This window comes from Mycolicibacterium chengduense, assembly GCF_033741155.1.
Taxonomy (GTDB): Bacteria; Actinomycetota; Actinomycetes; order Mycobacteriales; family Mycobacteriaceae; genus Mycobacterium.
In genome coordinates, this window is the sequence record NZ_JAWQNH010000002.1 from 363,039 (window position 1) to 388,861 (window position 25,823).

The following is a 25,823-nucleotide window of genomic DNA, read 5'->3' on the forward strand; positions in this document are numbered from 1 at the left end:
CAACGATGGACGAACCGACTTCGGTGCGTCGGATCTGGGAATCCCTCGGGCTGCCCGGCATCGTCGACGTGCACACCCACTTCATGCCCAAGAACGTCATGGACAAGGTCTGGCAGTACTTCGACGCCGCCGGTCCGCTGGTGGGCCGGCCCTGGCCCATCACCTACCGCAGCGACGAGCAAGCCCGGCTGGACACCCTGCGAAGGTTCGGGGTGCGCGCCTTCACCTCGCTGGTGTACCCCCACAAACCCGATATGGCGGCATGGCTGAACCAGTGGACGGCACAGTTCGCCGCCGACACCCCGGACTGCCTGTCGACGGCCACCTTCTATCCCGAGCCCACCGCCGCCGGGTACGTGCAGGCCGCCATCACCGGCGGCACCCAGGTTTTCAAGGCGCACGTACAGGTGGGCGGCTACGACCCCACCGACCCGCTGCTCGACGAGGTCTGGGGCCTGCTGGCCGAGGCCGCCGTCCCCGTGGTCATCCACTGCAGCTCTGGCCCGCAGCCGGGCAACCACACCGGACCGGATCCGGTGCGCGCCGTCCTGCGCAGGCACCCGAGGTTGCGGTTGATCGTCGCGCACATGGGTATGCCCGAGTACACCGAATTCCTCGATCTGGCCGAAGGTTTCAGCGGTGTCGCTCTGGACACCACGATGGCCTTCACCCGATTCTCCGAGGAGACCATGCCGTTCCCCGTCGCAGAGTATCCCAGGCTGCGCGCGCTCGGCGACCGCATCCTGTGGGGCAGCGATTTCCCCAACATTCCCTACGGTTACCTGGATGCGATGACAGCGGTGACCCGGCTACCCGGCGTCGACGACGACTGGCTGCGGCAGGTGTTCCACGACAATGGGGTGGCCCTGTTCGGGCTGAACTGACCGGTTCCGCGGTTACCATCGGCAGGTGACCGAACCGTTCCCGGTGCCGCAGGTGTCGCCCCTGCCGGTCCCCGATGTCCCCGGCGCCGACTCCCGCGGGCTGCCCCGGCGCGTCGACCTGACCTGGCAACAACGGCTCGTGGTCGACTCCTCGGCCATCGCCGACCTCGGATTGCGCACCACCATCGCCTCGATCGTCGGCGCGGCCATGCTGCCGCGGCTGGCGTCGGCGGCGCTGCACCCGTCGCGCGTCCACGCCGATGAGGATGCGCTGGACTTCTACATCGACCTGGCCGCGCAGCATGACCCGCAACGGTCCTTCCCGGCCCCGACCACCCCGCCCCGGGTTTCCTCGCGTCCGGCCAACCCGATCGCCGCCTGGATGGCCCACGGCGAGGTCCGCAACCTGCGCTTCCAGAGCAGCTTCCGGGCCGTCAATCCGGCGCTGCGCGAGCAACGGCAGGCCTACAGCCGCAACAATGTGGTGCACGCCCAGCACTGGGTACACGCCGACGGACCGCACCCTACGCTGTGTGTCATCCACGGGTTCATGGGTTCGCCGTACCTGCTCAACGGGCTGTTCTTCGCGCTGCCGTGGTTCTACCGCTGCGGGTATGACGTGCTGCTCTATACCCTGCCGTTCCACGGTCCTCGCGCCGAGAAGGGCTCGCCCTACAGCGGATTCGGGTACTTCGCCGACGGGATGGCCGGATTCGCCGAATCGATGGCCCAGGCCGTGCACGACTTTCGTTCGGTACTGGACCATCTGGAGTACACCGGGGTCGACCGCATTGCGCTGACCGGGATGTCGCTCGGCGGTTACACGTCGGCGTTGATCGCCAGCGTCGACGACCGCATCCAGGCCGTCATCCCGAATGTGCCGGTGGTGACGCCCGAGACCGCCTTCGCGGATTGGTTCCCTGCCAACAAACTTGTCGCCCTCGGCAACCGGCTGACCCATATCGAGAAGGCCCGCTCCGACGCGGCCACCCTGTTCCATTCACCGCTGAACTATCGGCCGCTGGTGCCGTGGGACCGGCGGTTGATCATCGCCGGCCTCGGCGACCGGCTGGCACCGCCGCAGCAGGCCGAGATGCTGTGGCGGCACTGGGATCGCTGCGCATTCCACTGGTTCCCGGGTAACCACGTCGTGCATGTCAGCCAGCCGGACTACCTGCGCCGGATGACGCGGTTCCTGCGACCGTTCATGTTCTGACCGGCGCCTGCGCGACATCCGCCGGCCAGATCAGCCGGGCGGACAGGTCCGGGTCGGCTGGTTCATGACCGTCCAGACGGTGTACGGCAGACAACGCGAGCGCCTCGAGTGCGGGCCGCTGTTGCCCGCCCAGCCGGGTCAGTCCCGGCACCGGTGCGGCGGCCCCGGGAGCTTCGGCGCTACGCAACGCGACCAGGGCCGCGACGCTGCGCACGCCGAACTCGACGGCGGTCCAGGTCTCCTGCGCTGGACTTGCCCATACCGCGTCCAGGAGTTCCGGCAGCGCCGGTACCGGAATGCGGTACGCAGAAACGAACCCGTCGCCGTCGGCCAGCGCACGCCAAGACTCCCGCGCGCCATCGCGAACCGGTTCCGGCTGGCCGGCGTCGTCCGGGGTGACCGTCCACCCATGTTCTCTCAGGTGGCCGGCCAACCGGCGGCCGAGTACGTCGACGGTCTCGTGCAGCGGTAGGTGCGCCGAACGTGCCTGCAGGGCAGCAAGGTTGTCCTCGGCTGCCAGGGTCAGGCCGACCCAGGTCTGCCGGTGCCCGCCCTGGTCGCGACTCGTGATGCGAACCTTGGTGCAGCGCAGTCCGTAGCGGTCGACGTACCCGGCGATCAGCGGCACCGGTAGCTCACCCGCGCCTTCGATTCGCAGCAGCACCGACGCGTGATCGGCCGGCTGCGCGCCGGTGCCGGACGTGCGGATGTTACGGCGCAGGATTGCCAGCCGGCGCCGCAGCAGCGTCGCGACGAATTCTCCACGCCACCAAGCGAATAACACGATGACTAGGACGATCGCCACACCGAGCACCCACCTCGAGGCGACCGTCGGCCAAGGATAGGCCAGTGCGGCCGGGGTGATGAAGAGCAACGCCAGGGCGAGTCGGGCCGTCATGCGGCTGTGTCCTTCCGTCGAAGAGCGGCGACCGCCACGACCACCAGCGCGAGCACCCCGGCCCCGACGAAAGCGACGATCGCAGGGGTGACGTCTTTGGGCTCCGCAACCGGTGGTGCGGCAATCGCTTTGGCTGTAGCAGCCGGGCCGCCCGGACCGGGTACATCCCAGGTCAGCGCGGCGACCGGGTCGACGCTGCCCGCGCCCACCAGATTCGACGGTGAGCGGTCGGCACCGTGCGCTGTCACCGTCAGCCGGCGCACCACCTGCTCGGCGGTCAGCTCGGGGAAGCGGGATCGCACCAGTGCGGCCACCCCGGACACGTACGCCGCGGCGTAGCTGGTCCCGCTGACCGGCGCGAGTTCGCCTCTGGCGCTGGGCAGCCCGTTGGCCAGTGCGCCGTCGGTGCCGTTGCTCACCGAGGTGATGTCCTGACCAGGTGCCGCGATGCCGACCCAGGGCCCAGCCATGGTAAACGGTGCGGGTTCGCCCTGCCGAGTCAGCGCGCCGACCGACAGCACATAGGGCTGCCACCAGGATGGAATGGACACCGATGCGACGCCGGCCCAGTTCCGGGGATCGCCAGGGCGGGCCGGGTCGGCGAGTGGGTTTGCCGCACAGGAGGTTCCGGTTGCGGTGGTGGCAGTGCTGTTACCGGCCGCTGCGACGATGACGGCGTCCTTGTCGACCGCAGCGTACCGCAGCGCCGCGCCCAGGGCGGACTGGTCGACGGTGTTGTCGGCGGGCAGGCAGGTCACCGCGGAGATGTTGATGATCCGCGCACCCAGGTCGGCCGCCCGCACCACCGCGCGGGCCAGCGTCGCGATATCGATACCGGCACGGGTGAGTACCGGATCGGGCCCCTGCTGCGCGGGCGAATAGTGCGCGGAGGTCTGGCGGATCGACACCAGCCGGGCGCCGGGCGCCACACCGGAGAATCCGTCCTGGCCGGGCTGCCCGGCGATCAGCCCGGCGACCAGCGTGCCATGGCCGTCGCAGTCGGACAGTCCGTCACCGGCCTCGACGAAATCACCACCAGGCTCCACGTTCGGTAGCCGCGGGCCGGGGCGGACGCCGGTGTCGATGACAGCGACGGTCTGTCCGTCGCCGCGGCTGTACTGCCAGGCCCGGGACAGGTCGAGGGCCACCTGGTTCGGGTTCACCGCCGAAGGATCGGTGCCGGGTAGCACACCGGTGGTCACGCACGGGGTACGCAGCGCCATGGGCTGCACCGGCCCCGCCGCTCCCGTGGGTGGCCCCACCGCAGCGTCGACCGCCGGCGGCGTGACTGCTCCCGCGGCGGGACAGCTCAGCAGCACCACGGCCCCAATGGTGCCGACTAGTGCTGCACGACAGCGGGATCCGCTCACCTATTCAACACCCATTCGAACAGGCCGAGCAGGTAGGCAGCCAGCGGGATCACCGAAGCGTCCATCGCGGCCGCGACGAAGCCCAGCAACCGGCGGGCCGGCAACGAATAGGTGTCCGGCGCGGCGATCCGCGGGTTCAACGCCACCAGCACCCAGCCGGCGACCAGAAGGCTCAGCACGCCCAGCGCCCACCAGGCCGCGGCATAGCGATCGGTGACCAGCAGGACGATCAGCAGCGCCGCCGTCACCAGCGCCGAATGACTCAACAGCCAGGCCTTACAGGCCGGCGAATCCCAGACCCGGGCGCGCAGTGCCGTCCCGACCGCCGCGGCAACCACCAGAACCCACGCCCACGGCGACACCACGGGCCCGCTGACCAGGACCACCGAACCGGTGACCGACAGCAGAACGCCGGCGGCCAGGAAACCGGCCTGGTGGGCGTTCGTGACGCGGACCCGGCGGGGCAGATCCGCCAGTACCCGCATCGACGGCGCGGACGGGGTGGGGTCACCCGGTGCGGGGATGACGGGGACGGGCAGCCGCGCACACACAGCCGACAGTTGAGCGGCCTGGACGGTGACCACGAGCGCGAAAACGACCAATCCGCAGCCGATCCGGGTGGGGGTGGACTCCCACACCGATGCCAGGGCGGCGAACAGCAGCACACCGAATCCGGTGACTGCGGTCGCCGTGAACGTCGCGATGGCGCGCTCGAACACGACGATCCCGATGATCGACCAGGCGGTCACCCCGGCCGCGGCAAGCAGCAGATGTGCCGCACCGAAGTCACCGGGCACGGCCAACGCGAACGCTGCGGCAAGCGGGGCCAGTGCGGTCACCGCCAGCACCGTGCCCAGCGAAGCCGACCTGGGCCGCGTGGCCAGCGACGCCACCACCGCGACGACGGCGACTGCGGCCAGCCCGAACAGCCCGCTCGCATGACCGGTACCGACCCGGAACGTGGCCGCCAATGCGGTGGCCAGCAGCACGAGGGTGATCACCGCCGCAGCGGCTCCCCGTCGGATCTGACCTGGCCCCCAGGCGCGCTCGCCGGCGGTGGAGAAGATGGCGGCGGCGTCGGCGATGTCCTCGATGATGCGGGGTGCGGCCGGACCGGCCGGGATCTCCTGCAACGCCAGCAGATCCCCGTCGACCACCCCGACAGTGTCCAGGGTGGCATCCAGACTGAACGGCGCGCCACCGATCGGGGCCAGGCTCAGTCTGGCCGGCGTGCCGTCGAGATCGGTACCGTCGTCGGCGGGCCGCACGGTGCGCTGTACGGCCGGGATGATCTCGCGCAGCGGCAGTTCGGCGGGCAGCGCCAGCTCGGTGAGCCGGCCGGCCGCGCGACCGGACTCCTCATCGACACCGGCGGCCAGCACGGCCACCCGCACGATCGGAATCACAGTGTTGTCGGGCATCGGTTTTCCATTCTCTGGTCGAAATCTCGGTCGGACGGTGTGGCTGAAGGTCGATCGCTTCTGGTGTCGGCGAACCACGAGCCGTCCGGCAGGCTTGCGGTCAGGCGGTCCACCGCGTCGGCGATCGCCGGGCCGGCCCCCGGGGTGAAGGTCGACACCCATTCCCCGTCGAATGCCCGGTGCGGGTGCACCAGGATGCGTCCAGCACCGCAGTCGACGACGCTGACCCCGACCTCCGTGCTCACTCGGTAGCCATCGCGGTGCTCCCCGGCCACGATCTCGACGTAGCTGCGCGGGCCGGTGAACACCGTCTCCACCACCGACCGCGCCGATGCCGGGATGCCCAGGTAGGCAACGACTTCGCTGAGATCAGCGCCGCTGCGCAGCTTCTCGTCTGCGCGGGCGCCGGCCCGCATGGGTATGGCGAACTCGTCGAACCCGGCCGGCCGCCGTCCTGGTAGGCCGGCCGTGACCACCGGGACCACGTCGGACGGGTCGGCGAGATCCACCTCGGTGAAGGTCACCAGTCCACCGCTGCGCAGCGCGACGACGGTGTCGCCCTGCCGCCTGCCGACGACGCCCCGCAGCATGTCGCCCGTGGCGCTCACCACTCGCAGCTCCAGCCATTGCCGGGCCCGGCAGACCACCCGGATCCACTGGGCAACATCGGGATTCACCGTCCCTTCCCTGGACAGCACGTCCAGGTCGGTCAGCTCGGCAACGCGGGCGGCCGCGAAGTCGGCACCGGCGGACGGTTCACTGTAGGGCGGCGTGATCGCCAGTACCCATGGGAGCGAACCGGATCCGGTCAACTCGGCGAGGTACCAGGCCTGCTCGACGGTCAGCTCGACCGCATTAGCAGCCATCTAGCCCCACTTGGCACCCTCGGCCTGGTCGCGGGCGTTCATCGCGACGGTATTGGTTTCGTGTGTGCTGGCCATCGCCTGGTACGCCCGGACCAGCTCGCTCATGCTGGTGTTCCACTGGGCCTGCCAGGCCTGGTAGGTCATTCCCGTGTCGCCCTGCCAGGCGCTGCCCAGCGCGGCCTGCTCCGCGGCGATATCCGCACCCACCGCATTGAGAGCGCCTGCGTACCCGGCCATCTCACCGGCGAGTCCCAGCATGGCCGGGTAGTTGTACATGATCTGCGACATGATGTTCTCCTGGTGGAAGGTCAGATGGAGGTGTAGCTGCTCGCGGCGGCGGCATCCTGCGCCACGTAGGTACCCGCCGCGTCGCCGAGGTTGGCCTGTGCGATGTCCAGCAGCGCATTGACCCGGGCGGCGACCTCGATGAAACGGGCGTGCGCGGCTTGGAATGCGGCCGAGGCCTCGCCCATGTGGAAGGCCTGCGAGGCCGTCGCGGCCTGCTCGGCCTGGGCAATGGTGCTGCGCATCAGCGCGGCCTTGGCGCCGAATGCGGTCTCCGAGGCGACGATCTGGGGGATGTGGGCGTCGAGCATGCTCATGGAATTTCCTTCTCGATGTGTCGGTCGATGACGGTCACGTGCGGTGGCGTGTTCAGGTGCGCTGTCCCCCTTGCTCATCGGATGACCAGGTGCCGGGCAGCATCGGGTTGACCGGTCCCCCGCCGAATTGGTCACCGGTCAGCTCGGTCAAGCCGGCGGCGGTGGTGTTCTCGGCGTCACCGCTGACCGCACCGGTGAAGCCCATCGGTCCTGCCCCGCGGGTGGACGCTGTGACCGCAGGGTCGTGCTCGTGCGGCACGGGCGGGCGGTCGGCTTTCTCGTCATAGTCCATGTATTCGTCGGCGTACGCGAAATCCTGGATCTCGGCGGCCTTCTTGCGGCGCCGTTTCCGGCGTTCCGCGGCGCTCAGTGCCGCCGCCGAGCTCACCGCGGCCGCCGATCCGGAGGCGGGTGCGGAGGCCGCGGTGCGATCGCGGATCACCGGCGTGAAGCCCTCACCGGGATCGCCACCGCGCACCGCGTAGGCGACGGTGGTGGCCGCCGCGGGGGTTGCGGCCGGCGCGCCGGCGGGCGCCGTACCGGTCGGTGCGCCGGCCGCCGTACCGGCGGGAGCGCCGATGGTTGGGGCGACGCTGGCGACCGGCCACACGTTGGGCTGGTCGGCCCGCTGCGGCGTCGGTGCTTCCGGCACCGCCTCGGCCGGAACCTCGGGGGCTGGGAGCAGGGCGAGCAGCCCGAGCATGCCGAGACCGACACCGGCCAGCACCGGCAGCAGGAACGGGGCGACGAGCAGCGCGCCCCACGTTCCCCAGCCGACCGGCTGAAAGATGACCTGGTACAACAGCGCGGCCAGCAACGGACCCCATTGCACCAGTGCCGCGGACGGATTGGTGAGGAAGTCGATGATGATCTGGCGCGTCATCCCGATCGGGTTCTGTAGGAAGTCCCAGATGAGGTCGCCGCCCGGCAGCGATTTGATGTAGGACTCCAGGTAGCTCAGGATCGAGTTCGAATTGTCCAGTGCGGTGCCGGAATCCAGTGCCTGTGCCTGCGCGACCGACTGAGTGGCCGTCGCGGTGGCGGTGCCGGCTTCGCCGACCCCGGGTTTGACCAACAACGGCGTCGGCGGCAACGCGGGTGTGGCCGCGACGGTCGCCGCCGACACCGCTTGGTAGGTGCTCATCACGGTGGCCGCCTGAATCCACATGCGGACGTAGTCGGCCTCGGTCACCGCGATCGGGATGGTGTTGATGCCGAAGAAGTTGGTGGCCAGCAGTACCCCGTGGAGCGCATGGTTGGCCGCGAGCTCCGCGAGCGTCGGCATGGTGGCCAGGGCGGTGCTGTAGGCGGCCGCCGCGGTCTCGTGCTGGGCGGCCGCGATCGCGCTGTTGGCGCCCGCTTGGGCCAGCCAGGCCAGGTACGGCTGGTGCGCGGCGATGTACTGTTCGGCGCTCGGGCCTTCCCATGAACCAGCGCCGACACTGCCCAGGGTGGCGGTCAGTTCGGCGACGGCGGAGGCATATTCGGCGCTGAGTGATTGCCAAGCCCCCGCGGCGACCAGCAGTGGCCCGGGGCCCGGACCGCTGCTGAGCAGGGCCGAGTGCACCTCGGGCGGCAGCGCCATCCAGATGGGTGCTGTCATGACCGGGCGAGCGAAGCGACGGGGGTGAACATGGGTCAGCCGCGGGCAATCAGGTACGACGAGGCGGCCAGCGCATCACCGGCGGCGTAACTTGCCCCAGATTGGGCCACCCCAGCGGCGGAACGACCGAGCTCTTCCACTGCCAGCGCGGCAACAGCGTTGTATTCGGTGCCCGCGGTGCTGAAACCGGCCGCGGTCTGCAGCGACACCGGGTCGGCGGCCGGTGGCAGCACCGCGGTGATCGCCGGTGCGGCGGCGGCATGCGCCGCGGCCAGTCGGGCGGTGAGTGCCTCGACCGCGGCGGCCGCCGCGGTCAGGCCTTCGGGAACGACTCGCAGCGTCATCAGCTGTATTCCTTTCCGTTGGTGCCGGCCGAAACATGTTCTGCAGCTGAGGGATTCACCAACTGCACGTGGGTAGCCTCGGCACTGTCGCTCAGCAGCACGGCACGCCCCGGAGGCAGCCGGTGGAACCGGTGCCCACGCAACTTGCCGCCGTCGGCCGGGCTGCCCGACAGCATGATCGTGGTCGCCTGCAGGTCGTTGAGCCTGCGCAGCAACGGCGCGGTCATCACCGCATGTGCCGACCCGCTGGCCCGTGCGGTGACGATGACCCGCAGTCCCAGATCACCGGCTTGTGACAGCAAGGCCAGTAGCGGTGGCCACGGCCGCTGCCCGACGTACGGTCCGCTGACAGCGGGGCCGTCCGGGATCTGGTCGACGTCGTCGATGACCAGGTAGTGGGTGTGCCCCGGGTACGTCCAGTTCCGCAGCTCCTGCGGGGACATCCCGGCCGGTGGCCGACGTTTGTCGAGCAACGCAGCCAGGCCCAGCATGGCGGGGGTGATCCGGTCGATGTTGGCGGTGTACTCGTTGTCGGGGAACAGCGGCTCGTCCACCAGTTGCAGGCGGCGGTCCACGACGGTGAACGCGGCCTGATCTTCGGTCGAGCCCTCCCGGATGGTGCGGATCAGGTGCCGCAGCAGGGTGGTCTTGCCGGAGCGGGTATCGCCGAACACCATCATCAGCGGGTGTCGGGCGAAGTCGATCGCCACCGGGCGCAGGTCCTCTTCGCGCTGGCCGATCACCACCTGCTCGGCGCCGACATACAACGGGCCCAGCGCGTCCGGGGACAGCTGAGTGGGCAGCAACCGCACCTCGGGCGCCCGCCGAGCCGGGTACTTGGCGTTGATCGCAGGGATCAGACGCAGGTCCGGTTCGGCGAACAGGAAGTGCTCGGCGGCCATGGTCAGACCCCGGCCGGGCTGGTCGGCGGGCACCGCCTCGGCGGGCCGGCGCAGCGCCCCGACCACCCGGACATTGCTGTCGTGCGAGTCGTTGAGCTTGAGCTCCAGCCGCAGCCCCAGCCCGTCACGCATGGCCAGCGGCACCTCGAGCCAGTTCGGCGTGGTGATCACCACGTGGATGCCGTACGCCAACCCGGTATTGACCAGCTCGGTCACTTTGGCCAGCAGGGGATTACGGGTGTTGAACGCGTCGACGTTATCGCGGCTGAACGCGTACAGGTTGTCGATCAGCAGGAAGACCTCACCGTAGCCGTCGTCATAGGAGCCAGCCCGGTGCACCGCACCGCGCCTCTGGCGGGCGAGCAGCAGCTGTTCCAGTTCGGCGAAGGTACGGCGGATCCGCTCGGGCTCCAGTGGTGAGGCGACCCCACCCACGTGCGCCAGCTCGGCCATCGGCGCCAGCTGCCCGCCACCGTAATCCAGGACGTAGAAGCTGACATCACCCGGAGCGTGCAGGGCCGCCGCCGACAGCATGAACGTCTGCAACGCACCCGATTTGCCGGACTTCGGCCCGCCGTGCACCACGACATTGCCCGCCGCCGAATCCGCCGTGAACATCAGCGTGTCCCGGCGCATCTCGAACGGCTTGTCGATCTCACCCAGCGGCCAGCGGAACTGGTGTCCGTCGACATGTGCCAGCAGGTCGGCCAGCGGGATGGATTCGTCCAGCGGGGGCAGCCACAGCTGCGGCGCCTTCGGACCGTAGGCCGCCAGCTGATCGCCGATGGTGGTGATCAGTTTGCGCGGGATCGGTGCCTCGTCCGGCTCACTCGACAGGATCACGGTCTCGACCGCGGGCTCCACCCGTCCCGCGGTGAACAGCTGCGGTTCCGGAAGCGACTGCACCACCACGGAACGCGCGGTGCGCGGCGGGTCGTAGATGCCGTCGACGTAGGTGCTGCGGAACTTGATCGGCGTCGCGCCCGGGGCGGGCACCAGGAAGCCCTCGCCCTTGTGCTCCCGTCCGGCCTCGATGTGAAACGCATCCTCCACACCGATGATCTGCCTGCTGATCGACGGGCTGGCCACCTTCAGGCCGATCCGGTAGGAGGTGTTCTTGTCAATATCCTTGATCCGGCCGACATCGAGGGTTTGCGAGGCGAACAGGATGTGGATTCGGAACGACCGGCCCTTGCGTGCCACATAGTCGAACAGATCGGCGTATTCCGGGTGCTCGGCCAGCATCAGGGTGAATTCGTCGGCCACCACGAACAATGTCGGAATGGCCGGCAGGTCGTGCCCTGCCGCGATGGCCGCCTCATATTCGGTGACGGAGTTGAACGCGCTGCCCTGCACCGCGCGGCCGGCCTCTTTGAGCAGCTGTTCCCGCCTGGCCACCTCACCGCGCAGCGTGTCGGCGAATCGGTCGGCCAGCGACCGCTTCTCGGCCATGTTGGAGATGACGGCGACCACCTGCGGGAAGTGCCGGAAGATATCGGCGCCGGCCTCACCCTTGAAGTCGGCGTAGATGACGATGAGCCGGTCGGCCGGATGGGTGGTCAACAGCGACAACAGAATCGACATCAGCGTCTGCGATTTGCCCGATCCGGTCATACCGATCATCAGGCCGTGTGGGCCCATGCCGCCCTCGGCCTCGTCCTTGAGGTCGAAGATCAGGGGTTCACCGGTGGCGGTCACACCGATCGGCACCCGAAGTTCGTCATCGCGGCTGCGCGGCGCCCACAGGCTCGCGACATCAAGGGCGGAGGCATCCGGGATACCGAACAGCGTGGTGAACGTCGAGGCACCCGACGCGGCAGTGCGCGCCCGGTCCGGATTGGAGTCCCAGCGGGCCAACCGGCGCGCCAGGTGGGTGGCCGCGGCGTCGGACAACGTGTCGGCGACGTCGATATAGGGCTGCCAGCCGCCACTCTGCCACCGCGCGATCCTGCCGTCGACGACTTTGAGGATCGGCCGCTCCGGGTCCGAATATTGTTCGCGATGTGGCTCTTTGGTGCCGCAGTGGATCAGGGTCACACCGGCGGCCCCGGCCCGGCCGAGGATATCGTCGGCGTCGATCTCCGGGTCGTCGAGCACGATCAGCAGGTGCTTGCCCGCGGCGTCGCCGGTGAAGGGCCCGCGGTCGGTGAGCACCGGCGCCAGCAGCGCGCGCAGTTCGTCGGCGCCGGTCGCCAGATAGCGAGCCGGTCCGACTCCGTCAGCGGCACCGGGAATGTCGGTGTGGGGCAACCATTTGAGCCAGGACCAGTCCGGCTGCTCCAGGTCGGGAGTGGCCAGGGCCACGCCGAGCACGGCGGGATCGTGCCAGGTGACCGCCTGCGCCAGCCAGGCCCGGACCGCGCCGCGGACCTCGTCACGATCACCGAGCACGGTGATCCGGGAAACCTTGGCCACCTCGATCCCGGCAGGCACCGCGCGGACGGTGCCGTGCACGTCGAGCAGACCGCGCAGCGTGGTGTGCGAGACCGGTTCCAGGTCGACCTCGTCGACGGCGTCTTTGACGCGCAGCGCAGCCGACAACGGCGCATCGTGCAGACCGGCTCGCAGCACCAGGAAGTCGGCGTCATGCGGGTCGCGCTCCCATTGCCTGCGGGTGCCCGCGATCGCCGCCAGCAGATCGGGATTCGGGTGCGACCATTCCAGTGCGGCACGCTGATCCTGGGCGTGGGCTCGCACGTTGTCCCGCACCACCGACAGGTAACGCAAGTAGTCGGCGCGCTCCGCGTCGACCTCCTCGGTGCGCAGTTTGTTGTCCGACCCGCGGTACAGCGCGGTGGCGGCCAGTAGCAGCACGAAGGGGAAGAACAGTGTCGTCGGGGAGATCAGCCGCATGCCGGTGGCGACCAGCGCCACGATCATGCCCACGATGAGGATCACGATCAGGTAGGGCAACACCCGGCGCAGCAGCGACGGCGGCACCAGCCGCGGCAATGTGGGCGGCGCCTCGATGGTGATGGCACCCTTGCGGACCTCCGGTGCGGGCAGGCGCCGCCTGGCCTCGAAAATCAACCGGCTCATCAGTTTTCTCCCTCGCGGGCGGCGTTGACCACGCCTGGTCTGGGATCGGCGGGCAGGGCGTCGTGGGCCACCAGCGCATCGGCGCGCGACAGCGTCGGCCCGGCCGCGAACTGGGTGAGCACCGCCCACGGGATGGGCACCGGCGGCGGGGTCAGGCCCAGCGCCTCGACCGCTTTCGTGTCACCGATGGTGTCGATGCCGTACCGCACGCCGGTATCGCTCACCCAGAAGGACGAACCAGATTGTGGTGCACCGGCTTCCGCGCCCACCGACTGGACGAAGTATCCGCGGCCCGCGGGCAGGGCGACACGATCGGCGGTGCCGCCGGAGCCGGCAGCCACCAGGTCGACGGTGTGCAGCCCGTCCGGGACCGGCAGCGCGGCGCCGGCCAGTAGGGTCAGCGAACTTTCGGTGGCGCCGGCCGGCTTGGACCAGTGCGCGCAGGTCACCGGGTCCGCCGCGGCGTCCACCGGGGTCACCGCATCGGACGGGTAGGCAGCGGTGTCGATACCCGAAGCCACCGGCAGCCGCGCCACATCATCGGCGCCGAGCCGCGGCGGCTGTTGCAGGCCGTAGGAATCGGTGTTGCGCAGGATGGCCGCGAGCACCGGTGAGATCTGTTGCAGGCCTTCGGCCTCGACGGCGTAATAGCGAATGGTGTTGTCCGCCTCGTAGGCCGCGACGACGGCACCGACCGGAACCGGGACCGGCACCGCGAAGCGGGGCGGGGTGCCTGCGCCGGGCAGCGCGGGCGCCACCAGGGGCGCCGACTCGGGGATGGCGTTGAACAGGCCTGGGGCGATGACCCGCGGGGCAGGGATCTGGGTGCCGAGGCCCAGCGCGTCGGTGATCGCCCGGTTACCCAGGTCGATGGGGCTGCGCTTACCGTTCCACAACAGCCACGTCCCGGCGTGCACGCCGCCGACGTTCTGCACCAGTACGACGCGGTCGGACGGCAACGAGGCGGCCCGCTCGCCGGACTGGTCCGGGGTTCCGGCCAGCACGGAGACCCCGGCCGGAGCGGCGGCCGTCGAGGCGGTGGTGTCGCACACCGTCCAGTCCGCTGCCCGAGAGATGTTCTGCACCATGCGTTCCGGAGCGCCGGGGATCCCGATCAGGTTGCCGCGGGCGAATCGGTCGATCTCGCTGCTCTTGACCAGCGTCGGGTTGTCGGGCCGGCCGGCGATCAACCGGGCCGAGGTGAGGTTGAGCGCGGGATGCACCACATCCCCGATGCGCACATACAGCGCGGACGTGTCGCGGTCGGCCAGGATGGTCGACGTGCCGGCGTCCCCGGCGGGCCGGATCAACGAGAACACGAAGCAACCGGCCAGTCCGGTGACCAGCGCCAGCGCGCCGACGAGCACCGCGCGGCTCTGGCTGCGCAGCGGATCCACCAGCATCCGGGTGTCGTGCAAGGCGACCCCGGAGGCGATACGGCGCATCATGAACCGCCAGCCCGACACCTGATGCCTGGTGACGAAGCCGCGCCGATAGCGGATCTGGTCCGGGTTGTCGTTCACCGGTGTGCGCGAGGCGAATTCGCGGCGGTCGTCGTTGTCCTGTGCGCTCATTCGGGCACCGTCAACCCGAGACCGCGCAGCAGCGGGCCGGCCGAGCGACTCACGTCGTCGGCGGTGATCGTCATCAGTTCGTCATCGGTGAAGTCGTCGGAATGAGAGTGGTCCAATCGGTACTCACGCTCCTCTTCGGAACGTTCGACAAGGTTTCGGACGAAGCGGCCGTTACCAGCGATGTCGAGGCTGCGTCGCGCAACGCCATCGGCATCCGGGGTGGATCCCTGCGCCAGCTGCTCGAACAACTTCTCCATTTCGTCGTGCGCCGCCGCCTCGAAGATGCTGTCCCGCTTCTCCGCCATCCGCATCGCCATCTCGACCAGCTCCGGTGCGCTGTAGGACGGGAAATCGATGCTGCGGGTGAAGCGCGAACGCAGACCCTCGTTGGTGTCCAGGAAGCGGTCCAAGTCGGCGCGGTATCCGGCGACGATGACCACCAACCGGTCGCGGTCGTTCTCCATCCGGGCCAGCAGGGTATCGATGGCCACCAGCCCGAAGTCGTTCTTGGCGCCGGTGGAGACCAGCGCGTAGGCCTCGTCGAGGAAGAGCACGCCGTCCAGCGCACTGTCGATGATCGCGTTGGTCTTGGCTTCGGTTTCGCCGATGTGCTGGCCGATGAGGTCGGCGCGGTGTACCTCGCGCACCGTCTCCTTCTTCAACAGTCCCAGACCGCAATAGATCTTGGCGACGACACGGGCGATGGTCGTCTTACCGGTACCGGGCGGCCCGGCGAACACCAGGTGGTTGGTGCGCTGGGCGACGGCCAGCCCCCGCTCCTGCCGCCGGATCGACATGGCAACAGAACTTTTCAGCCGGGCCACCTGATACTTGACCTCGGCGAGGCCGATGAACTCGGCGAGTTCGGCCTCGGCCTCGGTGAGCAGGTGCGCCTTGCGCTCCTTGGCGCCCGGATCGACGAAGTCGCCCTCGCCTGGCTCGGTGCCCGGATCCCACGGATCGGTGCGCGCGTCGATCCGGGCTGCGGTGGTGGTGTCCAGCCCGAACGACGAATCCTGGAGTGCCTCTTCGATTCCCGCATGCTCGGGATTGGCGGCGTACAGCGCGGCCAGCACGTCGGCAGCCTCGTCGGCCTCGCCCTGGGCGCGCAGCGAGAGCGCCTTGCCCAGCCCGCCGTCCACCGCGGCCACCGCAACGGGGCCTTCCGGGTTCTCCAGGTGCGAGATCGCCGGGGCGAACATTCCGAGGTTGGCCAGTGCGATACCGAGGGTTATCCGGGCGGCGTGCGCGTAGTGCCCGTCGAGGTCGGGGGCGTTGACGACGGGGGTGAGCAGGCGCACCACGTCGGCCCACCGCCGGGTGCGATGGAAGATCGCGACCCGGACCCAGCGCGCCTGCAGCCAATGGGGCCTGCGCTCGACCAGCTCGGCCACCAGGCTGTCCGCGGTGGCGAAGTCACCGGAATCGGCCAGGGTGGCGGCATAGGCGAGCTGGATATCGTCGCGGTCGGTGGCCCGGAACTGCAGATAGAGCCCGGTGTCGTAGGTGAAGCCCAGTGCACCTGGGTGCAGGTCGATATCGCGCTGCAGGACGCCCAGCGTCGCGGCAGTGCGCCAGATGGTTTCGATGACCCGGCCGGCGTGCTCGCCGGTTCCCGCTCCGGCGGCGGCCAGGCCGACCCATCCGTCACAGTGTTCCCGGGCGATGCGGGTCAGCTCGGCGAAGCCCGACCGGGCGGCGGCAAGGTCGGCGGGGCGCTGCCGTTCGTGGACCGACAGTCCCAGGGCGCGACAACACGTCGCGAACCTGCTTGCGACGTCGCGGTCGACGCGTGCTGCTCCTACGCTCGGCGTGAGCGTGCCACTGACCGTTTCCATATGCCATCGCGGGGCACAACGCCGCCCGCCGTCTCCTTAAGTTTGCCTATGCTAACTCCGGTGAAGTTAGCATTGCATAAGCTAACTGTCGAGACGTTCGGTGCCCCGCGACCTTGTGATTTGCGCGATTCGGCCGGTTCCCCGCGAGGTTCCGGCGCGCGCGCCACAAGTTGGCTGGAACTGGCCTAGAGCTTGGCTATAGCTTGGCTATATCAGGGGGCGGCCAGTACGGATCCGCCAGTCGAGGTCCTTGAGCAGAATGTTGAACGGGAACTGCCGCACGACTGCGGGCATGGCGTTGTTGACCGTCCGCAGCACCGTGATCAACCGGTCGAAGCGGCGCTGACGCCGGGCATCCCACGGCAGCCGCATCTCGTCGCGGAATCGCTGCGGCAGGAATCCGGTGGTGATCAACCCGGCCCACTCCTCGGCGTGCCGCTGCAGCGGGCCGGGCAGTCGCAAGCCGCGCAACCGCGCCACCGCGATGGGGTACAGGTATTCACGGACCGCGTCGTCGATACGCACCTGATCCAGCGATTCGGCCCAGTACTTGTCGAAGGCGCCGCGATCGGCGGGCCACATCTCCGGTGACACCTGCAGGGTGGTACCCAGTGTCATGCCGTCGCGATAGTGCCGGTCGGCCGTCTCGTCATCCATCTCCCCGACGAACAATCGGTACACGTCGACCGCGCCCTTGTACAGGCACGCCGCCACCCAGAGCTGCAGATCCTTGTCGAAGGCGTTGTACTGCACGGGACTGTCCGCGGTGGAATAGACCTGCGCGTGCGCCCGGTTGACCGCGCGCCGAAAAGCCGCCTTCTGCGCGTCGCTGCCCCGGCCGGCGACCGCCAGATAGGTGAAAGTGGTCCTGGCCCGCTTGATGGGATGCAGGTCCACCCGACCACTGTCGACCCTGCTCTCCATGACGCCGTAGCCGACGCCGGGACGGGCCAACTGCATGATCACGTTCGCCGGGCCGGCCAACAATGCCACCCCCATCAGTCCGTCGTCGAAACTGGCGCCCCAGCGCAGCCGCCGCACCGCGTGCCGCGCAGCCTCGTTGACCGGGCGTTCGGCAATGGTCATGGACACCCCTACCCAAATCTGCGAACGGTTGTTTCCAGATAGTGCCGCTTTGATTGGACAGGTGTCAAGAGCTCACGAAGTCAGACCTTCACCCGGCGGTCGGCCGCGGTGCGCGGTGCCACCTTGGGTTCGTCCGGATCGAACCGCTTGACCCAGCAGGCGAACTCCAGCGTGATGCCGTCCGGGTCCTGGAAGTAGAAGGACCGCACATACACCCCCGGATGCAGGGTCGGCGACGCCTGCCACTCGCTCTCGTCGTGGTTGAGTACGGGTCCGACCCGAACGCCCTTGGCCTTGAGCTTCTCCCGGTACTCGTCGAACTTCTCGGGCGGCACGTGGAAGGCCAGGTGGTTCATCGTCGATACCGCGCTGGTGATCTCCCCCAGACCCGGGAGCGCGATCGGCGCCGAGATCCCCGGCACACCGTCGGGCGCGTCGGCGAACCAGAAGAAGGCGACACAGTCACCGTTGCCTGCGTCGAAAAAGAAATGCTGTCCCATACCGCCAGGCAGGTCGATCGCCTTGATCAGCGGCATACCGAGGGTGCCGGAGTAGAAGTCGACGGTGCGTTGCATGTCCGAACACACCAGTGCGACGTGGTTGATACCGCCGAGTTGGAATTCGGGATTCGGATTGTCCGGCTTGATCATGACGATCTCCCACCTCTAGCGCAGATCCGAAACTGAATCTAACATCAGATTCAGTTTTGATCAACGCCCTACCGGACGAGAGGGAACTCGGTGACCGCACGCGTGCAACTCCCGACCGTGCGCGGGCGTCAGACTCAGGCCGCCATCGACATCGCGGCGCGGAACGTCGTGGCTCGCAAGGGGATTCTGGCCGCCACCATCGCCGACATCGCGGCCGAGGCCGGCCGTTCCACCGCGTCGTTCTACAACTATTACGACTCCAAGGAAGCCATGGTGCGGCAGTGGGCGCTGCGGTTTCGCGACGAGGCCCGGGACCGGGCACGCGCAGCCGCCGAGCCGGGCCGCAGCAATGCCGAGCGGGCGCACGCCGCAGCCGCTGCGCACTGGCACACCTACCGACATCGGCTCGCCGAGATCATCAGCGTCTCGCAGCTGGCCATGATCAACGACGACTTCGCGCAGTACTGGCGCGACATCTGCGCGCTCCCAATCGGCCTCATCACCACCATGGTCAAAGATGCTCAGCGCCAGGGATTCTGCCCGGACGACGACCCTCGGCTGGTTGCGGTGGCCCTGGTGTCGATGCTCAACCAGTTCTGTTACACCCAGCTCAGCGGCGACGGCGCGGCCACCGTCGACGACGACGCCTGCATCGCCACACTGGCCAACATCTTCTACCGGACGATCTACCACGAGGGGACCGCCGCACCATGAGCAGGAGCGCAGCCGCCGGGGTATCCCGTGAGTTCGTCGGACTGGACTCACCGACCGCCCTGCGCGCCGGTGCCGGCGGCCATCCGTGTCAGGGGCTCTATTACCGCGGTGTCGGCCGAAAGCCCAAGATCGCCATGGTCGCCACCCATTATCAGATCGATTTCTCCGAGCACTATCTCGCCGACTACATGGCCACCCGGGGCATCGGTTTCCTGGGCTGGAACACGCGCTTCCGTGGTTTCGAGAGCAGCTTCCTGCTCGACCACGCACTCGTGGACATCGGCGTGGGCGTGCGCTGGCTGCGGGAGGTGCAGAACATCGAAACCGTGGTGCTGCTGGGCAATTCCGGCGGCGGATCGCTGATGGCGGCCTATCAGGCGCAGGCGCTGCACAACCATGTCGGGCCGGTGCTGGAGGGCATGCGCCCGGCTCCCGGTGTCTCCGACCTGCCGCCGGCCGACGGGTACGTCGCCAGCGCCGCACATCCCGGCCGACCCGACGTCCTGACAGCGTGGATGGATGCCGCGGTGATCGACGAGAACGACCCGGTGGCCACCGATCTCGCGCTGGACCTGTTCCACAGGCAGAACGGTCCGCCATACTCCGCGGACTTCGTGACCCGCTACCGCGCGGCACAAGTCGCGCGCAACGAGTCCATCACCGACTGGGCCGAGGCCGAACTCAAGCGCGTGCGCGCGGCCGGCTTCAGCGACCGGCCGTTCTCGGTCTTGCGCACGTGGGCCGACCCCCGGATGGTGGACCCGACACTGGAACCGACCAGGCGCCAAGCGAACCTGTGCTACGCAGGAGTTCCCATGCACGCCAACCGATCCGCTCGGGGTATCGCGGCGGCCTGCACGCTCCGCAACTGGCTCGGCATGTGGAGCCTGCGGCACGCCCAGACCAGGGCCGAGCCGCATTTGGCACTCATCGACTGCCCGGCCCTGGTAATCAACGCCGACCAGGACACCGGGGTGTATCCGTCCGACGCGCAACGCATCTACGACGCCCTCGCGGCTCAGGACAAAACGCTGTGCTCGATCGACACGGATCACTACTTCACCACCCCGGGCGCCCGCAGCGAACAGGCCGATACGATCGCCAGATGGATCGCGAAGCGGTGGCGCTAGCCGATGACTCCTCGCGCGAGCGCCCGCCGGTGCGAGTTCTCGCGCATTTCACGCCCGGCCAGAAGGTATTGGATTTCGTTGCGCCGGAGTCTGATTGGTTGGACGTCCGGTGGTGCGCCGAGGACGACGACGCGATGTTCTACCGCGAACTGCCCGACGCCGAGGTGATCTGGCATGTCCTGCGCCCCATCGCAGGACAGGATCTGCAGCAGGGCAAGCGCCTCAAGCTGGTGCACAAACTCGGTGCCGGAGTGAACACCATCGACGTGGACACCGCCACCGGACTGGGCATCGCGGTTGCCAACATGCCCGGCGCCAATGCGCCGTCGGTGGCCGAGGGCACCCTGCTGCTGATGCTGGCGGCGCTGCGCAGGCTACCGGCATTGGACCGAGCCACCCGGGCCGGACGCGGATGGCCGTCCGATCCCAGCCTGGGCGAAACCGTCCGCGATATCGGCGGGTGCACGGTCGGGCTGATCGGCTACGGCAATATCGCCAAACAGGTCGAGACCATCGTCACGGCCATGGGTGCCGAGGTGGTCCACACCAGCACCCGCGACGACGGCTCCCCCGGCTGGCGCACCCTGACCGAGCTGCTGGCCGCCAGCGATATCGTCTCGCTGCACCTGCCGCTGACCGACCAGACTCGGCACCTGCTCGGTGCCGACGAGATCGCCGCGATGAAACCCGGCGCGGTCCTGGTCAACACGTCGCGGGGCCCGATCATCGACGAGGCGGCCCTGATCGATGCGCTGCGCAGCGGTCACCTGACCGCGGCGGGGCTGGACGTCTTCGCCGAGGAACCGGTGCCCGCGGAGTCCGCCCTGCTGACCCTGGAGAACGTCGTGGTGACGCCGCATGTCACGTGGTACACCGTCGACACCATGCGTCGCTACCTGGAGATGGCGGTCGACAACTGCCGGCGGCTGCGTGACGCGGCGCCGCTGGTGCACCTGGTAAACGAAGTCAGATAACCCCCGGGAGTGGCGCCCGTCACGACGCGGGTAACCTCGTCCCCAACCCACCGGTTATTAGGGAAGGGCGCATATGCCGATCGCGATCAATCCTGAGCACAACGACCTGGCCGATTCGGTCCGGTCCCTGGTGGCCAAGGTCGCCCCCTCCGAAGTGCTGCACGAGGCGCTGGAAACGCCGATTGCCAACCCACCGAGCTATTGGCGGGCGGCCGCCGAGCAAGGGCTGAACGGTGTGCACCTCGCCGAAGAGGTCGGCGGGCAGGGCTTCGGCATCCTCGAGCTGGCCATCACCCTGGCCGAGTTCGGCTACGGCGCGGTTCCCGGCCCGTTCGTGCCGTCGGCCATCGCCGGCGCCCTGATCTCGGCCCACGACCCCCGGTCGGCGCTGCTGAACGGGCTGGCCTCCGGCGCGGTCATCGCCGCCTACGCCATCGATTCGGGGCTGACGGCCACCCGGCACGACGACACGCTCACCATCCGGGGTGAGGTGCGAGCGGTGCCCGCGGCCGCACAAGCCGCACTGCTGGTGCTACCGGTGTCGATCGACAGCGGCGAGGAATGGGTGGTCCTGGACGCGGACGCGCTGGAGATCGAACCCGTCACCAGCATCGACCCGCTGCGCCCGGTGGCCCATGTGCGCGCCAACGCCGTCGAGATCGGCCTGGACAAGGTCCTTTCCAACCTCACCCGCGGCCATGCCCGCGCGCTCATCACCACGTTGCTGTCGGCCGAATGTGTCGGCGTCGCCCGGTGGGCCACCGACACCGCCGTCGAGTACGCCAAGATCCGTGAACAGTTCGGCCGGCCCATCGGTCAGTTCCAGGCCATCAAGCACAAGTGCTCCGGCATGATCGCCGAGACCGAGCGGGCCACCGCCGCGGTCTGGGATGCCTCTCGGGCACTCGACGAGTTCACCGGCGGCACGACAGATTCGCACTTCGAGTTCGCCGCGGCCGTCGCGGGAACGCTGGCCCCGGTCGCCGCGCAGCACTGCGCGCAGGAGTGCATCCAGGTGCACGGCGGTATCGGGTTCACCTGGGAACACGACACCAATGTCTACTACCGTCGGGCGCTGGTGCTGGCCGCCAGCTTCGGGCGCGCCGCCGACTATCCGCAGCTGGTGGTCGACACCGCAACGAGCACCGGCCTGCGCAAGCTCGACATCGACCTGGACCCGGAGACCGAGAAGCTGCGCGAAGAGATCAGGGCCGAGGTCGCTGCCCTGAAAGCCATTGCGCGCGAGGAACGTAACGCCGCAATCGCCGAGGGCGGTTGGGTACAGCCGCACCTGCCCAAGCCGTGGGGGCGGGACGCGGGTCCGGTCGAGCAGATCATCATCGCGCAGGAGTTCGGCACCGGTCGGGTCGCGCGGCCCAACATGGGCATCGCGGCGTGGATCATCCCGTCCATCGTCGCTTACGGAACCGACGAGCAGCAACAGCAGTTCCTGCCGCCCACCTTCCGCGGCGAGATGATCTGGTGCCAGCTGTTTTCCGAGCCGGGCGCCGGGTCCGACCTGGCCAGCCTGACCACCAAGGCCACCAAGGTCGACGGCGGATGGCGGATCACCGGGCAGAAGATCTGGACCACCGGTGCCCAGTATTCGCAGTGGGGCGCCCTGCTGGCCCGCACCGACCCCAGCGTCCCCAAGCACAATGGCATCACCTACTTCCTGCTGGACATGACATCGCCTGGCGTGGAAGTGAAGCCGCTGCGCGAGCTGACCGGCGACGCGATGTTCAACACCGTCTTCATCGACGACGTGTTCGTGCCGGATTCGATGGTGCTCGGCGAGGTGGACCGCGGCTGGGAGGTCAGCCGCAACACCTTGACCAACGAGCGGGTGTCCATCGGTAGCGGCGAGCCGCCGTTCCTGGCCAGCCTGGACCAGTTCGTGCAGTTCCTGGCCAACGGGCAGTTCGACCAGATCGAGCAGAACCACGCGGGCAAGCTCATCGCCGAGGGGTACGCCGCCAAGGTGCTCAACCTGCGTTCGACTCTGCTGACCCTGGCCGGCGGTGACCCGATGCCGGCCGCGGCCATTTCCAAGCTGCTCTCGATGAAGACCGGTCAGGGCTACGCCGAGTTCGGGGTGTCCTCGTTCGGCACCGACGCCGTGATCGGCGACAAGGACCAGATCACCGGCAAGTGGGCCGACTACCTGCTGTTCAGCCGGGCGACGACGATCTACGGCGGCACCACCGAGGTGCAGCTCAACATCATCGCCGAACGCCTGCTGGGCCTGCCCCGCGACCCGTAGCCGCCGCCGAGACTACGGTTCGTGGCGTGTTCGCGCGAAAACCCCGCCACGACCCGTAGTCTCGACGCTCACGGCAGGATGGAATCGACGTATCCGCCGTCCACCCGCAGTGCTCCGCCGGTGGTGGCCGACGCCAGCGGCGACGCCAGATAGGTGACCATGTTCGCGATCTCGGCGGGTTCGATGAGTCGCTGCAGTAGCGACTGCGGCCGGTGCTTGCGCATGAATTCGCGCTGCGCCTCGTCCCACGGCAGGTTCTTGTCCACCAATTGGTAGACGAAATCCTCCACGCCGGCGGTGTGCGTCGGCCCGGCGATCACCGAGTTGACCGTCACGCCGGTGCCGGCAGCGTCCTTGGCGAAGCCGCGTGACACCGCCAACAACGCGGTCTTGGAGACCCCGTAGTGGATCATCTCCTCGGGGATCACGATGGCGGAGTCACTGGCGATCTGGATTGCCCGGCCCCAGCCCCGCTCGGTCATGCCCGGCAGATAGGCGCGGATGAGCCGCACCGCGGCAAGGACATTCACCTCGAAATAGGTGCGCCACTGTTCGTCGGTGACCTCGCGGGCCGGAACCGCACCGAAGATGCCCAGGTTGTTCACCAGGATGTCGACATCGGGCAGTTCGGCCAGCAGCCGGTCGGTGCCCTCGGCGGTGCTGACATCGGCTGCCACTCCGAAGGCGTCACCGCCGGTGGTTCGCAGCTGTTGCACCGCCTCGTCCACCCGCGAGGCGGTGCGGCCGTTGACGGCCACCCGGGCCCCGCTGCGGGCCAGGCCTTCGGCGATGGCCAGGCCGATGCCTTGGGTGGAGCCGGTGACGAGCGCGGTTTTTCCGGAGAGGTCGATATTCACGAGCAGTTACTACCCGTGGAATCGGTCATCTATTCCCGTGCGCAGCACCTCCAGCAGACCACGCCCCGCCGGGGCGTTCGTCACACCGACCGGCCGTAAGAAGACACGATCTCCGGGAAATTCGGGCTGCGTGTGGCGACGCTTCTTCGCCCGGGGCAGGAACTCCAGGCTGATCAGAGCCACCACCGCGGTCGGCAGATGCCACAGCGGCACCAGTACGTACCGCTGCGCGCCGAGGGCATGGAACTTGCGCAGGTACCGATACAACGATTCCAGTTTGATCAACGGGTCCGCGACATGCGTCAGCCGGTACGCGATCCGGAACGCTGCGGTTCGGTGATCGGATTCGAACAGCTCCGGAAAAGGCGCAAAAGCCAAGGACATTCGTTTGACGCCGCGCTCACGGCACCACGAGATCATATCGACGGTCATCCGTTCGTCGATACCGTTCGGCGTGCCGGGCCGCCGCCATCCGATATCCAGGCTGACATCGCTGCCCGACCCGGCCAGGGCATACCGCTGAAAGGCCTGCGCATTACCGTTCCGATCGCGCGCGACCATCAGCACGACGCTCGGATAACGGCCCTCCAACACGTGGTCCAGCGTCATCGAGAAGCCTCGCTCAAAGCGCCACTGCCGGTGGGAGTCTCGTACCACCGCCTCGAGTTCCCGGCGTTGGGGTCGGGTCAACCTGTCCTCACGGAGCATCTCGGTGGTCACACCGCTGTGTTCGGTCCTTCGCACCGCCTGCCGCAGGTTGCGGAAAGCGCGGCCCTGCATGGTGAACGAGTCCACGTCGATCACCACATCGCGGCCGATGGGCACTGCTTTGAGCCGCTGTCCTGCCACGGCGGCAGCGCGCCACAGGCCCAACCGCCGCTCGGAACAGCCGAGCACCGCGATGCGCCAGCCGAGTTGCCGGCACATCGTGGCGAACTGATCGACCACCGCCGGGAACGCCTGCGGATCACCGACCGGATCACCGCTGACCACCGCGACACCGACGCGGGTGTGATAGGTGACCGCAGCAGTGCCGTCGACGCCGAGGAACACCCGCTTGGTGGATGCGACGGCGAACGGCGCCAACGGGTCGTCCTCGGTCTCGGCGATCAGCGGTCGCACCCGCGCACCGTCTTTCGGGTCGAAGGGTGACGGTGCCGGCCAGGTCAGTACCACCGCGGCCGACACCACCAGCACGTCACCGACGATCCCGCGGCCCAGCACATGCGCGGCAAGACCCGTCGCCAGCATTGCCACGGCCATGACGGCGTGGGCGCCCACCACCGGCCGTCCGAGTGACAGCCCGCGCGTGACGGTCACCACGGCGACGAGCAGGGCCAGTGTCCAGGTGAGGCGGCCGAGCCCGCTCCAATCGCCCTCGCCGCGTTCACGGATCAGCACCTCGAGCAGTGTGACGAGGCCGATGCCCGTCGCCAGCGCCGCGATGTGACGCACGCGGGTGGACGGCGCCGCGAGCAGTAAGCGGTCACGGCTGGCGACATCACCGATTCGGGTCGCGCGGCGGACAGCAGAGGCGATCACCGGCTGCCCTCTTTTCGGTCTCGTTCCCCGGGCCGTTCAACGACCAGTTG

The 25,823-nt window shown here is 68.6% G+C and carries 21 protein-coding genes; 6 read left to right on the top strand and 15 right to left on the bottom strand.

From position 1 onward, the window contains the following. The first annotated feature begins 5 nt into the window (after window positions 1–5). Together SBI67_RS07300 and SBI67_RS07305 are read left to right on the top strand one after the other, a co-directional pair. Complete coding sequence (locus SBI67_RS07300) at window positions 6–884, top strand: amidohydrolase family protein (protein WP_318979902.1); 879 nt, start codon at window positions 6–8, stop codon at window positions 882–884. Between the two features lie 25 nt (window positions 885–909). Next, the gene (locus tag SBI67_RS07305; RefSeq protein ID WP_318979903.1) at window positions 910–2,100 is read left to right on the top strand and encodes an alpha/beta hydrolase family protein; all 1,191 of its coding nucleotides are present in this window, start codon (window positions 910–912) and stop codon (window positions 2,098–2,100) included. Here the strand turns inward: SBI67_RS07305 and eccE are convergent. From eccE to SBI67_RS07370, 13 genes are all read right to left on the bottom strand, one after another. Beyond that, window positions 2,090–2,998 (bottom strand): type VII secretion protein EccE, encoded by a 909-nt coding sequence (eccE, locus tag SBI67_RS07310; RefSeq protein WP_318979904.1) that lies wholly within the window; start codon window positions 2,996–2,998, stop codon window positions 2,090–2,092. The genes SBI67_RS07305 and eccE overlap by 11 nt on opposite strands. Then, window positions 2,995–4,320, bottom strand: a complete 1,326-nt coding sequence (gene mycP / locus SBI67_RS07315; protein ID WP_413232421.1) for a type VII secretion-associated serine protease mycosin — start codon at window positions 4,318–4,320, stop codon at window positions 2,995–2,997. Before mycP ends, eccE begins: the two co-directional genes overlap by 4 nt. Before the next feature lie 44 nt (window positions 4,321–4,364). Continuing rightward, the gene (eccD, locus tag SBI67_RS07320) at window positions 4,365–5,789 is read right to left on the bottom strand and encodes a type VII secretion integral membrane protein EccD (protein ID WP_318979905.1); all 1,425 of its coding nucleotides are present in this window, start codon (window positions 5,787–5,789) and stop codon (window positions 4,365–4,367) included. Next, the gene (locus SBI67_RS07325) at window positions 5,771–6,655 is read right to left on the bottom strand and encodes an ESX secretion-associated protein EspG (RefSeq protein ID WP_318979906.1); all 885 of its coding nucleotides are present in this window, start codon (window positions 6,653–6,655) and stop codon (window positions 5,771–5,773) included. Before SBI67_RS07325 ends, eccD begins: the two co-directional genes overlap by 19 nt. Continuing rightward, complete coding sequence (locus SBI67_RS07330; protein WP_024450930.1) at window positions 6,656–6,943, bottom strand: WXG100 family type VII secretion target; 288 nt, start codon at window positions 6,941–6,943, stop codon at window positions 6,656–6,658. Window positions 6,944–6,963: 20 nt separating this feature from the next. Further along, on the bottom strand, window positions 6,964–7,257 hold the full coding sequence (locus SBI67_RS07335) for a hypothetical protein (RefSeq protein ID WP_062657390.1): 294 nt from the start codon (window positions 7,255–7,257) through the stop codon (window positions 6,964–6,966). Window positions 7,258–7,309: 52 nt separating this feature from the next. Beyond that, complete coding sequence (locus tag SBI67_RS07340; protein ID WP_318979907.1) at window positions 7,310–8,860, bottom strand: PPE family protein; 1,551 nt, start codon at window positions 8,858–8,860, stop codon at window positions 7,310–7,312. A gap of 35 nt (window positions 8,861–8,895) precedes the next feature. Beyond that, window positions 8,896–9,204 carry a PE family protein gene (locus SBI67_RS07345; RefSeq protein WP_318979908.1) on the bottom strand — a complete coding sequence of 103 codons (309 nt, stop codon included), beginning with the start codon at window positions 9,202–9,204 and terminating at the stop codon, window positions 8,896–8,898. Continuing rightward, window positions 9,204–13,145: a type VII secretion protein EccCa gene (gene eccCa, locus SBI67_RS07350; protein WP_318979909.1), complete on the bottom strand. Its 3,942-nt coding sequence runs from the start codon at window positions 13,143–13,145 to the stop codon at window positions 9,204–9,206. Before eccCa ends, SBI67_RS07345 begins: the two co-directional genes overlap by 1 nt. Further along, window positions 13,145–14,719, bottom strand: coding sequence for a type VII secretion protein EccB (gene eccB, locus SBI67_RS07355; RefSeq protein WP_318979910.1), 1,575 nt, complete (start codon window positions 14,717–14,719; stop codon window positions 13,145–13,147). Before eccB ends, eccCa begins: the two co-directional genes overlap by 1 nt. Beyond that, window positions 14,716–16,557 carry a type VII secretion AAA-ATPase EccA gene (eccA, locus tag SBI67_RS07360; protein WP_318979911.1) on the bottom strand — a complete coding sequence of 614 codons (1,842 nt, stop codon included), beginning with the start codon at window positions 16,555–16,557 and terminating at the stop codon, window positions 14,716–14,718. Before eccA ends, eccB begins: the two co-directional genes overlap by 4 nt. Before the next feature lie 207 nt (window positions 16,558–16,764). Then, a complete protein-coding gene (locus SBI67_RS07365) occupies window positions 16,765–17,643 on the bottom strand; it encodes an oxygenase MpaB family protein (protein ID WP_318979912.1) in 879 nt (292 codons plus the stop codon). An 80-nt stretch (window positions 17,644–17,723) separates the two neighbouring features. Beyond that, complete coding sequence (locus SBI67_RS07370; RefSeq protein ID WP_318979913.1) at window positions 17,724–18,293, bottom strand: VOC family protein; 570 nt, start codon at window positions 18,291–18,293, stop codon at window positions 17,724–17,726. Between the two features lie 90 nt (window positions 18,294–18,383). Here SBI67_RS07370 and SBI67_RS07375 point away from each other — a divergent pair, with 90 nt between their 5' ends. The 4 genes from SBI67_RS07375 (at window position 18,384) to SBI67_RS07390 (ending at window position 23,374) form a co-directional block, all read left to right on the top strand. Then, the gene (locus SBI67_RS07375) at window positions 18,384–19,007 is read left to right on the top strand and encodes a TetR/AcrR family transcriptional regulator (RefSeq protein ID WP_318979914.1); all 624 of its coding nucleotides are present in this window, start codon (window positions 18,384–18,386) and stop codon (window positions 19,005–19,007) included. Then, a complete protein-coding gene (locus SBI67_RS07380) occupies window positions 19,004–20,137 on the top strand; it encodes an alpha/beta hydrolase (protein ID WP_318979915.1) in 1,134 nt (377 codons plus the stop codon). Before SBI67_RS07375 ends, SBI67_RS07380 begins: the two co-directional genes overlap by 4 nt. Then, window positions 20,113–21,111 (top strand): 2-hydroxyacid dehydrogenase, encoded by a 999-nt coding sequence (locus SBI67_RS07385; protein ID WP_318979916.1) that lies wholly within the window; start codon window positions 20,113–20,115, stop codon window positions 21,109–21,111. The genes SBI67_RS07380 and SBI67_RS07385 overlap by 25 nt, the downstream gene beginning before the upstream one ends. Before the next feature lie 73 nt (window positions 21,112–21,184). After that, on the top strand, window positions 21,185–23,374 hold the full coding sequence (locus SBI67_RS07390; protein WP_318979917.1) for an acyl-CoA dehydrogenase family protein: 2,190 nt from the start codon (window positions 21,185–21,187) through the stop codon (window positions 23,372–23,374). A gap of 68 nt (window positions 23,375–23,442) precedes the next feature. Here SBI67_RS07390 and SBI67_RS07395 read toward each other — a convergent pair whose 3' ends face one another. After that, on the bottom strand, window positions 23,443–24,231 hold the full coding sequence (locus SBI67_RS07395) for an SDR family NAD(P)-dependent oxidoreductase (RefSeq protein ID WP_318979918.1): 789 nt from the start codon (window positions 24,229–24,231) through the stop codon (window positions 23,443–23,445). A gap of 9 nt (window positions 24,232–24,240) precedes the next feature. After that, a complete protein-coding gene (locus SBI67_RS07400) occupies window positions 24,241–25,773 on the bottom strand; it encodes an MprF family protein (protein WP_318979919.1) in 1,533 nt (510 codons plus the stop codon). Window positions 25,774–25,823: the final 50 nt, after the last annotated feature.